The organism is Desulfosarcina variabilis str. Montpellier (genome assembly GCF_048565275.1).
In the GTDB taxonomy this organism is placed as follows: Bacteria; Desulfobacterota; Desulfobacteria; order Desulfobacterales; family Desulfosarcinaceae; genus Desulfosarcina; species Desulfosarcina variabilis.
Genome location: NZ_CP159846.1, coordinates 7,834,294 through 7,850,233, shown reverse-complemented (window position 1 = coordinate 7,850,233; position 15,940 = coordinate 7,834,294). Strand labels below are relative to the sequence as shown.

Sequence of the window (15,940 nt, the reverse complement as noted above, 5' to 3'; positions counted from 1 at the left end):
TGAAGTGTCCGGTCTGGCTTAATCAGCCAGCCGACGATTGCCTTCCCGGGTTAGCACCAACTGCAAATCCCCCAGCACCCGTTCGCGGAATCCAGCTTCGCAGCTTCCCAGATAGTATGCCCATTTCCGAAGAAATACGCGGTCAAAACCTAATTGGGTTACCTGGTCCTGGTTCTCTTTAAATCGACGCTGCCATTGGGCCAGTGTGGTGGCATAGTGGTTGCCAATGTTTTCCACGTGGTCGACCATCAGGCTGGAGTGACGGGTCATGGCGCGGGTCAGAACCGTCAATGAAGGCAACAGGCCTCCGGGAAAAATGTGCTTTTGAATCCAGTCATGCGTTTTTCGGTAGGTATCATAGCGCTGGTCGGGGATGGTGATGGTCTGGATGACAGCAATGCCATCGGAGGCCAGCAGGCGATCCAGCTGCCGGAAAAAGGTGCCATAGTAGGCATGCCCTACGGCTTCCAGCATCTCGATAGAGACGATTTTGTCAAAGTGTCCATTCATTTTGCGGTAATCACGAAAAAGGATGTGGATACGATCCTGTAGACCGGCTTGGCGAACCCGCTCCCGGGCGAGATGGTATTGGTCTTTGGAGATCGTAATGCCGGTGATCCGGCATCCGGTTCGTCGAACGGCTTCAATGGCAAACCCGCCCCATCCGCAGCCGATCTCAAGCAGATGATCCTCGGCGCGCAATCGTAGTTTATCCATGATGGTTCGGTACTTATTTTTCTGAGCCGCTTCCAGGTGCTCCCCCGGATGGCTATAGATGGCACACGAATAGGCCATGGAGTCATCCAGGAAGGTCTGGAAAAAAGCATTGGACAGATCGTAGTGACGTCTGATGTTGCGGCGGCTCCCGCTCAGTGTATTGGCGCGCGACAAAAAACGCAATTTCTCCAGCGCCTTTATCAGTATCCCTGCTTTAAAATCGCCATCTTTGACGGATTGGCGGTTACGGATAAAAAAGCATAGAACCGAGGAGATATCCTCGGTATCCCATTCATCGAACATGAAGGCTTCACCCAGGCCAATATCCGATCCCAGCACCACCCTCGAAAAAAAACGGTAGTCGTTGATCGTCATGTGGGCCTGGTGTTGAAGGTCCTGTTCCCCGAACGCGACATGCGAACCATCCGGCAAGGTGATGCGCAACCGACCGCGGTTTGATCGGGTCAGGTGATCAAGGATTAATTTCATGCAGTAGCGCTGGATCGTTGTGGGTGGCAGCCTCCCAATGGTCATGGGGCTGCGGGGTACCGGCTTGCTGAAGAAGTCAACCCTGCGAATGAAAAACAGTTTAAACGCTTCCCGATAGATTCTGGGAATGGTTAAGTGAGGCCTGATGGGGTGTCGGAGCACTGTTTTCATTTGATTGTAAGGTGTCAGCGGCAAAGGATCTCCCTGCAGGTGGGCTCGCAGGATATGTTCTCCCTTGCGATGCAGGTCAATGCAGATGTCCAGTTTCTCTCGAATGTCGGCGAAAGTAAACTGGTAGGCCCCTTCCATAGTGTTGAACGGCGATACGTGAAAGGCCTTGTCCGCCTGAAAACGGGCCGGAAAATCGCCGTCTGCCTGCAATTGGGTTGAGAGCGCATAGACATGCTTTTCACCAAACGTGTTGTTGACCTCAGTCACCGCAGCCAGCAAGCGACCGCTTGGTGAGAAACAGAAATAAAAACTCGCCGGATTGAAGACATAGCCCATCCATCTCGGGGACGTAACCAAAATGATCTGTTTTACATCGTCTGTCGAGATATGTGCCGATAAATGCTCGAGCACTTTACGACGAATACTTACCGATTGCTGACCCAGATAGTCCCGATCGTATAGCGAAACGGGTCGCAGGCGGTTGTATCCGAACAAGTGGAAACGTTGATCCAAGATCTCCAACTCTGACAGATCCAAAGCGTACATATTAAGTTTGTAGACCAGCCGATGACTGACCGGTTGGAATCGTTCGTGCTCCACGCTTCCGGTATACAGTTTAGAGTTCATGCCGAACCCCCATGGCGGCAGCTACCTGAACGCCGGACCGGGCCGCATCTTCATGGAAACCATATCCGAAATAGCTGCCGCAGAAAAAAGTGTTGCGCACGCCGTTCAGGTCGGGAAGCTCGGGCTGGGTCCTGAGGCTCTCGAAAGTAAAAACGGGATGCGTATAGGTCATCTGGGCAATGACCTCCTCTTCGGCGATTGGCCTGAAAGGATTCAAGGTGACCAGGTATTGATTCCTGGTTTTCAGCTGCTGGAGGCGATTCATATGGTAGGTCAGGGTTACGGGCGAACGGTTGTCAGAATGGATTCCACGGATAATATTCCACGAGGCCCAGGCATTGGGGTTGGAAGGCATCCATGCGAGGTCCGTATGCAGGTATATTTGATTGGTGCTGTATCGCCAGGTACCCAAAAGGCGTCGTTCGTCATCGGACGGGTCGGCCAGTAGTTGGCAGGCCTCATCCGCATGGGTGGCAATCACTACCCGGTCAAACGGTTGCGTCGAGCCGTCAGCATGTTTCAGGATGACGCCATTGGTATTGCGATGAATGGATACAATATCGGCTCGCGTATATACCTCGCCCTGGAATTGATCGAGAAACGCCTTGACATAGGTGTGGCTGCCGCCTGCCACATAGTACCATTGCGGATGGCGGTGGATTGTCAACAACCCATGATTGTCAAAAAAGCGTGCGAAGGTGAGCATGGGAAACTGGCCCACATCCACGTCCGGTGCCGACCAGATGGCAGCCACCATGGGGAACAGGTACTGCTTTCTGAAGCGGTCCGAAAATCGAAACCGACGCAAAAACTGACCGAGGGAAATGCCTTCCAGCAAGTCTTTTTGCAATCTGCGCCGTACCAGCCGGTTGAACAGCAGAATTTCAGCCAGCATGGACCAGTAACCGGGGGCGAGGAGGTTGCGGCGCTGGGCGAAAAGGCTGTTGAAGTTACTGGTGGCATACTGGAATCCGCCCTTCTCGTGGAAATAGCCAAAAGACATGTCGCTTTTGCGGCTGGAAACACCCAGCTCACAGAATAACCGATTCAATATTGGATAGGTGCGATCATTGAAGACGATGAACCCGGTGTCCACCGGTGTACCGGCATCCGGACCGTCGGGTATCGTAATGGTGTGGGTATGACCACCGATATAATCATTCTTCTCATAAAGCGAGACCTGATGAATTCGTTGAATCAGATAGGCCGCGGCGATACCAGCAACGCCGCCGCCGACAATTGCAATCCGCATTTGAGGTATCCTTATAAAAAAAAGTAATTAGAAAAAAACGATTTTAGAGGCTATTTTTTCGAGTATTCCCAATCATAGGCGGCCATTTAAAAAATAACAGATAGAAAGAAATCGTGCAACCAGTGGGTATATGTCCCTTCGCTGCACTAAAGAAACGAAAAGTGGTCTTCAGATCTGTTTGTGATATTCTAACATTTGATTGCTTTGCGCCGGCACAGCGTGTAATACTCTATGACAACGTTGGACCGATTAAAGATAGATAGTTCCAATAGCCGCCAGACTTGGCTGCCGCCGATACCAGTAAATGAGAATTAAGCCAAGGTGGAAGACCAATGAGAAAAAAGCTTGCCTTAACCCTTTGCCTGATGCTTTTATTTGGTTCCGTGGCCTGCACAGCCTCCGCAAAAACTGAATTCGCTCCCGACGCCGGAAACAACTTCGCCCTGGATCTGTATGGTCTATTGTCAAAGACCAATGGCAACCTGTTTTTTTCACCGGCGAGCATCCAGACCGCCCTGGCCATGGCCTACGCCGGCGCAAAGGAACAAACGGCCATACAGATGGCCAAGGCTTTGCATTTTGGCAACGCCGGTCAGGGAATCCACTCGGAAATCCAATCCCTGCTGCAACAACTCAACGCCCCCCGGATGATAACATCCTACGAACAGGTCGGCGATGAGATCAAAACGGTCGAAAAACCCGCGTATGAACTGGTTATCGCCAATGCGCTTTGGGGGCAGCAGGGCTATCCCTGGAAACAGGAATTTCTGAGCCTAACCAAATCCAAGTACGGCGCAGGCATGCGTGAGGTCGATTTTGCCAACCAGCCGGAAGAAGCCCGCAACACCATAAACAGCTGGGTTGAAGAGAAAACCCGGGATCAGATCAAGGATTTGATTGCCAAAGGCGCCATCAGTTCCATGATGCGCCTGATTCTGACGAACGCGATCTATTTCAAGGCTGCTTGGGACAACAGATTTCCCGACCATGCAACCCAAAAGATGCCCTTTCATGTTTCCGGATCCAGCCAGGTTCCTGTATCGATGATGGTCCAGAAGAATGATTTCCGGTACATGGAAACCGAGCGCTTTCAGGCCCTGGAGATGCCTTATAAGGCCAACGAACTGTCCATGATCGTGTTTTTGCCAAAAACCGTTGACGGTCTCGTGGATTTAGAAAAATCCCTGTCATCCGAGAAATTGGATGGCTGGATGGCAGCCCTTCGTCGCGAAGAGGTCAAGGTGTATTTTCCGAGGCTTAAGATTACCAGCAGCTTCAGTCTATCCAATATCCTAAAAGCCTTGGGCATGGTGGATGCATTCTCGCAGACGTTGGCCGATTTTTCAGGCATGACTACAGCGGAAAGGATCTTCATTGCCGAGGTCATTCACAAAGCATTCGTGGTCGTCGACGAAGACGGGACCACGGCCGCAGCGGCAACCGCGGTGATGCTGGGAGCTACCGCAATGCCCATGCCCAAACCAGACCCTAAGGTTTTCAAAGCTGATCACCCGTTTCTATTCTGCATTCGCCACAACCCCTCCAGAAAGATCCTGTTCATTGGCAGGTTGTCAGATCCCAATACCAACTAAATAATCGTCTTTGTCGATATCTCCAAGCCTAAAGAAAAAGGCTACAAACACCGATATTGATCGTTGATGCAACGCTGTTTTTACTGAAGAGACGGTAAACGGTAAATCCCTTCACTCAAATTAGGTGCCGAAAGATGATCAAGGCATTTGCAATAACGGTAATGGCCGCCTGGGTGGCCTTTGGAAATGCGGTGCATGCCGAAACCATCCGTTTCGCACCGCTGCCTATGGAAAACCGGGAAACCGTGGTCAAACAATTCCGGCCCATGACCACCTTTTTGGAACAGCGTCTTAACCTGATCATCGATTATGTCTACTCGGACAATTATGCCGATATCCTGGCCAAGTTTCGCCAGTCAACAGTGGATGTGGCCTACCTGGGACCATTGCCTTACGTGGAACTGAGGGCATCTTATGCCCAGGCTCAACCCATGGTTCATTTCAAGGAAAAGTCAGGTAATACGACATATACCTGTGCACTGATTACGGTGCCGGATGCCGATTTTCACCTCCAGAACGCAAACCAGAGGAAGATCGCTCTGACCCAGCCGCTGTCCACTTGCGGATATCTGTCGGTCAGCGGTCTGATGCGAGCCCATGGCAGTTCCCTGGGTAACAATTACTATCGCTATGTGGGCAAGCACGATGCTGTGGCTTTGTCTGTCATCCGGGGGGAATTTGACGCTGGAGGGGTGAAAACCGCCATTGCCCGTAAATATGCCCATCTGGGGCTGCAGATTTTGGTCGAGACACCGCCACTGCCTTCTTTTGCCTTGGTGGCCAATACCAGAACGGTGTCCCCTAGACTGATATCCAATATTTGCCAGGCGCTGATTGCCTTGGTCCCTGATGGGAAAGACAGCGCGCTACTTGCATCCTGGGGAGATAACATCCGCTTCGGCGCGGTAATGGCCAGCGATGATGACTATCAGGTGGTGCGGGATTTTTTGGCCGACGCGGTCATTCCTAACACGGGGAATTTCTAGTGCCTCGCTTATTGCAACGCCTGCTGAACAACGCTGTATTCATGTTCCTGGTGCTGAGCCTGGTGACCGTCGGATTGGGCTTTTTTTTGCATTATAACCGGATGGCCCAACAAAACAGCCATTTCTCTCAACACCAGGAAGTCCTATCCACAGCCTACAAGGCCAGTCTGCAGACCTATCGGCTGGCCATGGATTCCTTTTACGCCAATACGATCAGCCGTCCGGAAATCGCCGCGCTTTTTGCCGAGGGGATCAATGCTACGGACAAGGCAAAACAGGATCTGGCGCGGGGACGGTTGTATCGGCGGTTATATGCGCAATACGCGTCCATGAAGTCGCATAACTTGGTGCAACTACATTTTCATACAACCATTGGCAAGAGTTTCCTGCGTTTCCACAAACCAGACCGCTATGGGGATTCGTTGATGGACATTCGGCCTTCTGTTCATGTGGTCAATGAAAAGCAGCAGCCGGTATATGGATTTGAAGCCGGACGGGTCCGTTCCGGCTTTCGCTATGTCTACCCGATTTTCTGGCAGGCAAAGCATGTGGGCTCCGTGGAGGTCAGTGTTACGATAAAGGCCATCCGGGACGTCATGGCGGAATTGGATCCTCACCAGGAATACGCCTTTGTGCTCAGCCGCCAGCTTACCGAGCCCATTATTTTCCCTGAACAACGCTGGCTGTATCGGCCGTCCGATCTTCATCCGGATTTCATGGTCGAGGATGCCGATGCCTTGCTGCCGGACAGCCCGCCACCCCTTTCGTCAGCGGCGGTGATGCTTAACCGCCGCCTCGCGCGCAACGCGATGGTTCAAGATGTCATGAAAAAGGGAGAGGCCGTTACCGTCAGTACGTTTGCCGGTGGGCAACCCTATATTATCTCTTTACTGCCGATTCACGATTTTTTGCACCGGGTGGCCGGTTATCTGATTGCCTATGCACCGGATCCGGTATTGGCCGAGCACCAGCAGGAATTTTTCATTTACATTGCCACGGCAGGCGCCTTTATCGGAATGATCAGTGCGCTTTTAATGGGGCTGCGCCGGCGCACGATCGCACTCAGCCAGGAGCAGCATAACCTGAAAGTCATGAACGATACCCTGGCCGAAGGGGTCTATGTGTCTGATCGAAACGGCCTGATTCTGCGCATCAACCCCGCGGCTTGCCGGATGCTGGGGTATGCGCCTGACGAATTGATTGGCCAGCCGGTGCATGACCGTATTCATCGCCATGCGCAAAATGAGTATGTCGACAAGCACGACTGTCTTTTTTACCGCCACGTAAGCCAAGCCCAACACCATGATGGGGAAGAACTTTTCCAGTGCAAGGATGGACGCGTGTTGGTGGTTGAGGTGGCCAGCCGGCCGATTTTTTCTCAGCGTCGTTGGATCGGATCGGTAACGGCGTTTCATGATATTACTGAACGCAAACGCACGGAAGAAGCGCTGAAAAAGAGTGAAGAGACCGCCCGTAAACTGTCGACAGCGGTGGAGCAGAATCCAGCCAGTGTCATCATCACCGATCTTGATGGGACCATCGAATATGTCAATCCCAAATTTGTGGAGAAAACCGGTTATTCTGCCGACGAAGCCATCGGTCAGAATCCGCGCATTCTTCAGGCCGGTACGGTATCCCCGTCTGTTTACAGGCAAATGTGGACCGCGATTTCGGCGGGCAAGGAGTGGAAGGGGGAATTGCACAATCGGCATAAGAACGGTGAGAAGTTCTGGGAATCGGTTTCCATTTCCCCCATTCGGGATGAAAAAGGCCTGGCGACCCATTATCTGGCCATCAAGGAAGATATCACCGAGCGCAAACGCATGGAAACTGAACTGCGCGAAAAGGAGCATATCCAGCGCACATTGATGGAAAGTCTGCCCGTCGGGTTTATCATCATCGATGCCAAAACGCGTGTTATCGAACGGGTCAATCCAACGGCGGCCAAGCTGTTCGGGGCCCCCATGGACAGGATTGTCGGGAATCGCTGCCACCAGTTCATGTGTCCGGCCGATGAAACGTCCTGCCCGATTCTGGATCTTAAGCAGACCGTTGACAGTTCGGACCGGGTATTGATCCGGCATGATGGAGAAAGAATGCTGGTGTTAAAAACAGTCACCCGTATATCTATCCAATCAGAAGAAAAATTGCTGGAATGCATTATCGATATCCGCAGCCGGATTGCTGCAGAGAAAGCCCTTAAAGAGGCCAACCAGCAGCTGACGGGCGCCATTGCCCAGGCTGAGGCGATGGCTGAGAAAGCCGACGCCGCCAATCGATCCAAAAGTGTGTTTCTGGCGAACATGAGTCACGAAATTCGTACACCGCTGAACGCCATTTTGGGGTATTCGCAATTACTCCAGCAGGATCTATCTTTAGGGCCGGACCATCTCGAGCAAATTCGAACCATTAATCGCAGTGGTGACCATCTGTTGGAACTGATCAACGGCATTTTGGAGATGTCCAAAATCGAGGCGGGACAAATCAAAGTCAATAACGAGTCCATGGACCTGGCCCGTTTGATCGAAGACATCAACTCAATTTTTCAGCTTTCCTGCCAGAGCAAAGAGATAAGCTTGAAAACTGAAACCGACAGCCAGTTGCCTGATCGGATTATTGCCGATCACGGAAAGATTCGCCAGATTTTAATCAACCTGATGTCCAATGCGGTCAAGTTTACCAGTCAAGGCGGCATCACCCTTCACGCGGCGGCAACCGTGGATGGTGGGCAGCGATGGATGGTGGGCATCGATATCATTGACAGCGGACATGGTATTGCCGAAGACGAACAGGGGCGGCTTTTCCAGGCGTTTGAGCAGACTGAAAGTGGCCAGAAGACCTCCGAGGGAACGGGTTTAGGACTTTCCATCAGTCGCGCCTATGCCAGGGCCATGGGCGGAGACCTGCAACTGGTAAAAAGTGGGCTCGATGAGGGCACTGTATTTCGCTTAACCTTTCCGGCCGGCAAGATCGATAACGCCCAATGGGATGTTGAAAAAGGCTCATCACAACAAATTATCACTGGATTGATGCCGGGGCAGCCGGTACTGCGGACGCTGATTGTTGAAGATGATCCTGTGAGCAGCAAATTATTATCCAAATTACTCCAAAAAGTGGGATTTGATGTTTATGTGGTCAAAAGCGGCGAAGCGGCCCTGGATATGCTGGAACAGGTTGCCCCACAGGTGGTCCTGATGGACATCGTCATGGAAGGCATGGACGGTTACGAGACCGCACGGCGCATCCGCGAACTCCCCACCGGTCAGCGCCTCAAGATCATTGCTGTCACCGCCAGTGGGATCAACGTGGATGAACTGCGCCATCAGGCGGACGCCGTGGGAATTGACGCACTGGTGGTGAAACCCTTCAAAATTGCAGATATTCTTAATCATATTCAATCGCTTTGTGGGGTGATGTACACGGTTGAAACGCGGTTCGAGTCCGCCCCGGTTAAGTCTGAAAGGCAACAACCAGACAGTGCCGGCCATGTCGCGCTGCCTGGCGATTTGCGTGAAGCACTCAGATCCAGTGTGGAACTGGGCGATATGGTGGAATTCAACCGCCTGGTTGAACAGGTGGCAACGATTGACAACGGCCTGGAACGCCAACTTGTGGAATTGGCAAATCAATACGACTACATCAAACTGCTGGAACTGCTCGAAGCCTCGCCTGTGCCGGCAGAACAAGGATGAATCATGCAATCCGAAAACATCATGATCGTTGACGATACTCCTGAAAACCTCCAGATACTCAGTGCCATGCTTGGGCGCAAAGGGTACATGGTCTCTGCTTTTCCACGGGGTAAAATGGCCCTGGCGGCAGCGCAGCGCAAGCTGCCGGATTTGGTCTTGCTGGACATCAACATGCCGGAGATGAATGGGTATGAGGTGTGTGAAAGCTTCAAATCAAAGCCTAACTTGAAAGATGTGCCGATTATTTTCATTAGTGCGCTGAGCGATACCGATGATAAAGTGCGGGCGTTGAAGTGCGGCGGAGTGGACTATATTTCCAAACCCTTCCAGATGGAAGAAGTGTATGCCCGGGTGGATACCCATCTGCAATTGCATAATGCGCGAAAGGTCATGTATCAGTTCAACGAGCAGCTCAAGGCCAAGGTGGCCCAACAGGTTGAGGAAATCAACAGCGCCCAGTTGGCCATGCTTTTTGCTTTGGCCAAATTATCCCATACCCGTGATGATGATACCGGTCTTCATCTGGAACGTGTGCAATACCTATGCAAACTGCTTGCTTCCGCCCTTGCCGAGACACCGGCATTTATGTATAAAATTACGCCTGAGTTTATCACTACTATTTTTCATACCAGCCCGCTGCATGATCTGGGAAAGGTGGGGATTGTCGACGCAATTCTGTTAAAGCCCGGCAGATTGACCGATGACGAATTTGAAACCATGAAAACCCACACCACCATTGGGGCCGAGACGCTGGAGTCGGTGCACAAGCAATACCCGAAAAATGAATTCATCAAAATGGGGATTGAAATTGCCAAATACCATCACGAAAAATGGGATGGTAACGGTTATCCGGAAGGCCTGTCCGGTGAGTCGATTCCCTTGAGCGCCCGCATCATGGCCCTGGTCGATGTCTATGAAGCCCTTCGGGCCCGTCGGCCTTACAAAGAGCCATTTCCCCATGAAAAATCCAAAGCCATCATCATCGAGGGGAGTGGCAAGCATTTTGAACCGAAAATTGTCGACGGGTTTCTCAGTATCGAGGCGGATTTCGAAAACTTCTATGATTCCATGGTGGACGAATAGCAAATCCCACCTCAGGCAGACTCATCACCATCCCCTACTTTAAAGCTGCCAACAATGGTCTTGAGTTCTCCGGCCATCCGGCGTAGATTTTCGGCGCTGCTTCGGACCTGGTCGCTGTTGCCTGCGATTCCGCTTGAACTTTCATTGACCACAGCGATATCGTTGGATATTTTCGTAGCCACGGTGGAGCTTTGGTTGACGTTTTGGTTGACTTCCTGCATGCCCTGGGATGCCTGGGCGATATTGGACGCGATTTCGCTTGTCGCCGTGGATTGCTCCTCCACGGCCGTGGCAATGGTTCCCACAATTTCATTCACCTGTTGGATCACTTCAGAAATTTCACTGATGCCTTTGACGGTGCCGTCGGTGCTGCCCTGGATGTTTTCGATTTTCTCCTTGATTTCCAGGGTGGCCGCCGAGGTCTGCTTGGCCAGTTCCTTGATCTCATTGGCCACCACGGCAAAGCCTTTACCCGCTTCACCGGCTCTGGCGGCTTCAATGGTGGCGTTGAGGGCCAGAAGGTTGACCTGCTCGGAGATTTCAGTAATCGTTTCCACCACCTTGCCGATGCCCATGGCGGCCTGATTCAAGGTGTCCATCTGGCCAGAGGTCGTACCCGCCTTTTGGATCGCCTGATCAACAACACTTCTGGCCTTTTCGGCATTCTGGGCGATTTCGTTGACCGTGGCGCTCATTTCTTCGGTGGCCGTGGCAACGACATTGATATTGGTGGTGGACTCTTCCATGGCGGCGGCCACACTACTTAAATTGGCGCTCATCTCTTCGGCGGCTGTCGACACATTGTTGGCTCGGGCAGAGGTGTCACCGGCGCCCTCTGACAACTGGATCGCGATTTGGGAGAAGTCTTCGGACGCACTGTTGATGACGCGGGTATTCTCGGCGATTTTTCGGATCATTGACTGGAGCTTGTCGAGAAAGGTGTTGAACCAGCCGGCCAATTCGCCGATCTCATCCTTTTTTAAAACATCCAGGCGCTTGGTCAGGTCCCCCTCGCCTTGGGCGATATCTTTGAGCATCAACACCGTGCGGTTGATGGGCCCGGTTACGGAGCGGGCACTGAGAAACAGCGGAACGATGATCGCAGCCAGCAGGACCACGCACAAGATGGCGATTCTCGATTGGATTTGATCGACCCTGGCATACAGATGGCCGGCATCATAACTGTACACCAAGACGCCGATCTGCTTTCCGCTGAAATCCATGATCGGTGATGCCGTGGTAAAAAAATTGCCGCTCCGGACTGATTTCATCCCCGCCTGTCCCTGAACAAGGAGATCCGTGGTTACGATTGTGTCGGTAATTTTTTTATTGGTTGAGGAGATAAAAACAAATTGATTGCCGATAACCGGGTTTTTCCCAGGATCCTGAAGGCGGGTCGCAATGGGCAGGAAGGCCTTGTTCATGTAGACGGCAATATATTCCTTGTCATTGCTGACACTGAACTTGACCAGTGGGTCATAAGTGGACAGCGCCTCCACAGATCCTAAAAATTTGCCGCCATCGGCAATTACAGGGGCGATCCCACGAATGGCAAACCCCCCTCGACCGATTTCAATACCCGTGATCGGCTGATGGCTGCCGCTGCTGATGGTCGCCACGGTGTCGCGAAATGTGCTCAGGTCATCGCTTTTATTCTGACCTTTTTTCCACAGGCGCAGCAGGCTTCTGGCAGGCGGAACATGAAAATGGATGCGCAGGTCCGTGCCGGGATAAGTCTCGCGGTAACCTTTTTCAATCGCTTTAAAATAGTCCCGCAATTGCTGCCTGGCGGTTTCCATATTCGGGTCATCCGCATTGTTGAGATTCCCCTGATACGCTGTTTCATAAGCGTTCTGGACGGCTTTTGCCTGACTGAACAGAGCCGCCTGACCTAGCATCCTGTCGGCAATGCGTTTTTCGCTGCTCGTAATATCACCGAATTTTGAGCGGGCGATCTGGTGCAGGTTGTCTTCCACCATGTTGTCGACAATGGATACCGCAACAAAATAAAGGACAATGGAAAAAAGGAGGGTTGCGCTGATGGCGGGAAGTAAAATTCGGGTGCTTATTTTTTTCATATGCTTGTCCATCGATTGGCCGTTAAATCAATCAGAAATCCATTTTAAGCATAGTTCTGGATCTGTCTTGCCGTGGTATTAAGTGGTACTTCGGTAGTATTAAAAAAATACTTTAGTGTTAAAGCGTTAAAAGAAGTATTTATGGAAGAAAAGAAAACGACTGTTGTGGCCTGCCGGAAAACGCGGCCCACACCGAAAACGGTGCGGAAAACGCGATCCTATCGCTTACAGAAGTTCCTGCAGGAACTGGCCGGTATAACTTTTTTTGACCTCGGCGACGGTTTCCGGCGGCCCCTGGGCGACCACACGACCACCTTCCTTGCCGCCTTCGGGTCCCAGATCAATGATCCAGTCGGCGGTTTTGATGACATCCAGGTTATGTTCGATGACTACTACGGTGTTACCGCCGTCCACCAATCGCTGGAGCACGGCAAGCAGCATTTTGACGTCTTCGAAGTGCAGCCCCGTGGTGGGTTCGTCCAGAATGTACAGGGTGCGTCCCGTGGACCGCTTGGCCAGTTCGCGGGCCAGTTTGATGCGTTGGGCCTCGCCACCGGACAGGGTGGTGGCGGCTTGGCCTAATTTGATGTATGAGAGCCCGACATCCATCAGGGTATCCAGAATGCGGCGGATTTGCGGATGGTTGGCGAACAGGTCGCGGGCTTGCATGACCGACAGATCAAGGACGTCGGCAATGGAGTGATCCTTGTATTTGATTTCCAGGGTGGCCTCGTTGAACCGGCGGCCCTGACAGGTTTCGCAGGGAACATAGACGTCGGCCAGAAAGTGCATTTCCACCTTGATGTACCCATCGCCGCTGCAGGCCTCGCAACGCCCCCCTTTGACGTTAAAGGAATAGCGTCCCTTCTTGTAACCGCGCATGTTCGATTCCGGCAGTTGGGCGAAAAAATCACGGATAAAGTCAAACACTTTGGTATAGGTGGCCGGATTGCTGCGGGGGGTACGGCCGATGGCCTTCTGATCGATATTGATGACCTTGTCCAGGTGGGACAGGCCTTTGATCCGCTTGTGGCGGCCGGTTTCAAGCAAGGCGCCGTGAAGCTTGCCGGCCAGGGCCGGGTAAAGGATCTGGTTGATCAGGGTGGATTTGCCGGCCCCGGACACGCCGGTCACCGCCACCAGAAGGCCCAGGGGGATGTCCACCGTGAGGTTGTCCAGATTGTTTTCGACGGCGCCTTCAATGGTAATCCGCCGATTGCCGCTCGCTTTGATGGTGCGGCGTTGGGCCGGCATGTCGATGCATTCCCTGTCGCTGAGATAACGCCCGGTCAGCGAGGCCTTGCGGCGCATGATCTGTTTGGGTGTGCCCAGGGCCACGATTTCTCCGCCCAGATGCCCGGCACCGGGGCCGAAATCCACGATCCAGTCCGCTGATGCCATGGTTTCGCGGTCGTGCTCGACCACGATCAGGGTGTTGCCGATGTCCCGCAGGTGGCAAAGGGTGTGCAACAGTTTGATGTTATCACGCTGATGCAGGCCAATGGAGGGCTCGTCCAGGATGTAGAGCACACCGGTCAGTTCCGAGCCCACCTGAGAGGCCAGACGGATACGCTGGGATTCACCACCGGAAAGGGTCGGGCCTTTACGGCTGAGCGACAGGTAATCCAGCCCCACGTTGATCAGAAAACCCAGCCGGCCGCCGATTTCTTTAAGCAGTTCGTCGGCGATAATGCGTCGGTTACCGGTCAGTTTCAGGCCGGTCAGAAAATCCCGGGCTTCGCGGATGGTCATTTCAGTGACGTCGATAATGGACCGGTCGCCGACTTTTACGGCCAGCACCTCGGGTTTGAGACGCCGTCCCCCGCAGGTCTCGCAGGGACGCGTGGAAAGAAACCGGCCGTAATATTTCTTGGCCTTTTCCGATTCGGTCTGGGTATAGCGCCGCATCAGGGTATTGAGCAGCCCTTCGAAGGTGGTGGTAAAGGAACCCTGGATCTTTTCCGCATTCCAGCTGACGGTCAGCTCACGCCCACCGGAACCGTGAAGAATCAGTTGTCGCTGCCGTTTGGGCAACTTGTTCCAGGGCGTGTCCAAATCGATCCCCCACTGGGTTTCCATGGCCCGGAGTTGCTCGGCGGTCCAGGAACCGTTGAGCCGTCCTTTGCCGGTAAAATGGCCCTGCCAGGGAATGACCGCGCCTTGTCGGATACTCAGCTTACCGTCGGCGATGACCTTGTCTTCGTCCATGGCCAGCCGTGAACCGATGCCGTTACAGTCCGGGCACATGCCCAAAGGCGAATTAAATGAGAAAATCGGTGGGTCCAGCTCCGGGTAGGCCACGCCGCAACACGAACGCGCTTCGCTCATGGGAATGTCGCCACTGTCCATGCGGTGCACAATGATGCGGCCTTCACCCAGCTTCAACGCGGTTTCTACAGAGTCGGTGAGCCGCTTGCGAAAATTTGCCGTGCGGGCTACTTTCAGGCGGTCCACCACGGCTTCGATGGTGTGCTTTTTGTACCGCGCCAGACTTTGCACCGACTCGATCGGCTGCACCACGCCGTCCACGCGCAGGCGGGCGAATCCCTGTTGCTGGAGCCGGGCGATTACCTCTTTGTGCTCACCCTTGCGATTGTCGATCACCGGTGCCAGGATGAGAATTTTTGTCGCTTCGGGCATTGTAAGGATCCGCTCGACCATGCCCTGGGCATCCCCCTTGCCAACCGGCTTGTGGCAGTGGATACAGGTCTGCTGGCCGATGCGGGCGAACAGCACCCGCAGGTAGTCGTATATTTCAGTGATGGTGCCCACTGTGGAACGGGGATTTTTGCTGGCCGATTTTTGCTCGATGGAGATGGTCGGTGACAGCCCACGGATGGTATCGTAGCGCGGTTTTTCCATCTGTCCAATGAACTGGCGGGCATAGGCCGACAATGACTCAACATAGCGGCGCTGCCCTTCGGCAAAAATGGTGTCAAAGGCCAGACTGGATTTTCCCGATCCGGAAACACCGGTAAAGACAATCAGTTTCTTTTTGGGCAGGCTCACGTCAATATGTTTGAGATTATGCTCGCGGGCCCCCCTGACCTCGATCGTATCCAGTTCGATGGTTGAGCGTTTTTTACGTTGCCGGGGCGCTACCACCGGGGCGATGCCGTTGGGACGATTCTTCATTTGCTGCTTTCCGTGCGTGTCTTGAGTGTTCACGATCGCTTGTTATCAACTGATTTGGCGTTATACCGGGTGCCGCATGTTTCCCATGGGCCCATAAACCGGTTGCCAAATATCCGCT

General features: G+C 53.0%; 8 protein-coding genes. 4 read left to right on the top strand and 4 right to left on the bottom strand.

The features are described from left to right. Positions 1 to 18 precede the first annotated feature (18 nt). Together Dvar_RS35490 and Dvar_RS35485 are read right to left on the bottom strand one after the other, a co-directional pair. Positions 19 to 2,004: a DUF1365 family protein gene (locus Dvar_RS35490; protein ID WP_419657984.1), complete on the bottom strand. Its 1,986-nt coding sequence runs from the start codon at positions 2,002 to 2,004 to the stop codon at positions 19 to 21. Next, positions 1,994 to 3,256: an NAD(P)/FAD-dependent oxidoreductase gene (locus Dvar_RS35485; protein ID WP_419657982.1), complete on the bottom strand. Its 1,263-nt coding sequence runs from the start codon at positions 3,254 to 3,256 to the stop codon at positions 1,994 to 1,996. The genes Dvar_RS35490 and Dvar_RS35485 overlap by 11 nt, the downstream gene beginning before the upstream one ends. A 332-nt stretch (positions 3,257 to 3,588) precedes the next feature. On the opposite strand from Dvar_RS35485, the gene Dvar_RS35480 reads away from it, so the two are divergent. The 4 genes from Dvar_RS35480 to Dvar_RS35465 all read left to right on the top strand — a co-directional run bounded on the left by Dvar_RS35480 (position 3,589) and on the right by Dvar_RS35465 (position 10,609). After that, entirely contained in the window at positions 3,589 to 4,848 is a 1,260-nt protein-coding gene (locus Dvar_RS35480) for a serpin family protein (protein ID WP_419657981.1), read from the top strand. Positions 4,849 to 4,982: 134 nt separating this feature from the next. Beyond that, on the top strand, positions 4,983 to 5,834 hold the full coding sequence (locus Dvar_RS35475) for a PhnD/SsuA/transferrin family substrate-binding protein (protein WP_419657979.1): 852 nt from the start codon (positions 4,983 to 4,985) through the stop codon (positions 5,832 to 5,834). Then, a complete protein-coding gene (locus tag Dvar_RS35470) occupies positions 5,834 to 9,526 on the top strand; it encodes a PAS domain S-box protein (protein WP_419657977.1) in 3,693 nt (1,230 codons plus the stop codon). The genes Dvar_RS35475 and Dvar_RS35470 overlap by 1 nt, the downstream gene beginning before the upstream one ends. Before the next feature lie 3 nt (positions 9,527 to 9,529). After that, the gene (locus Dvar_RS35465; protein WP_419657976.1) at positions 9,530 to 10,609 is read left to right on the top strand and encodes a response regulator; all 1,080 of its coding nucleotides are present in this window, start codon (positions 9,530 to 9,532) and stop codon (positions 10,607 to 10,609) included. A gap of 11 nt (positions 10,610 to 10,620) precedes the next feature. Here Dvar_RS35465 and Dvar_RS35460 read toward each other — a convergent pair whose 3' ends face one another. Both Dvar_RS35460 and uvrA read right to left on the bottom strand, forming a co-directional pair. Then, positions 10,621 to 12,687 carry a methyl-accepting chemotaxis protein gene (locus tag Dvar_RS35460; protein WP_419657974.1) on the bottom strand — a complete coding sequence of 689 codons (2,067 nt, stop codon included), beginning with the start codon at positions 12,685 to 12,687 and terminating at the stop codon, positions 10,621 to 10,623. A 225-nt stretch (positions 12,688 to 12,912) separates the two neighbouring features. Then, positions 12,913 to 15,822, bottom strand: a complete 2,910-nt coding sequence (gene uvrA / locus Dvar_RS35455) for an excinuclease ABC subunit UvrA (protein WP_419657972.1) — start codon at positions 15,820 to 15,822, stop codon at positions 12,913 to 12,915. Positions 15,823 to 15,940 lie beyond the last annotated feature (118 nt).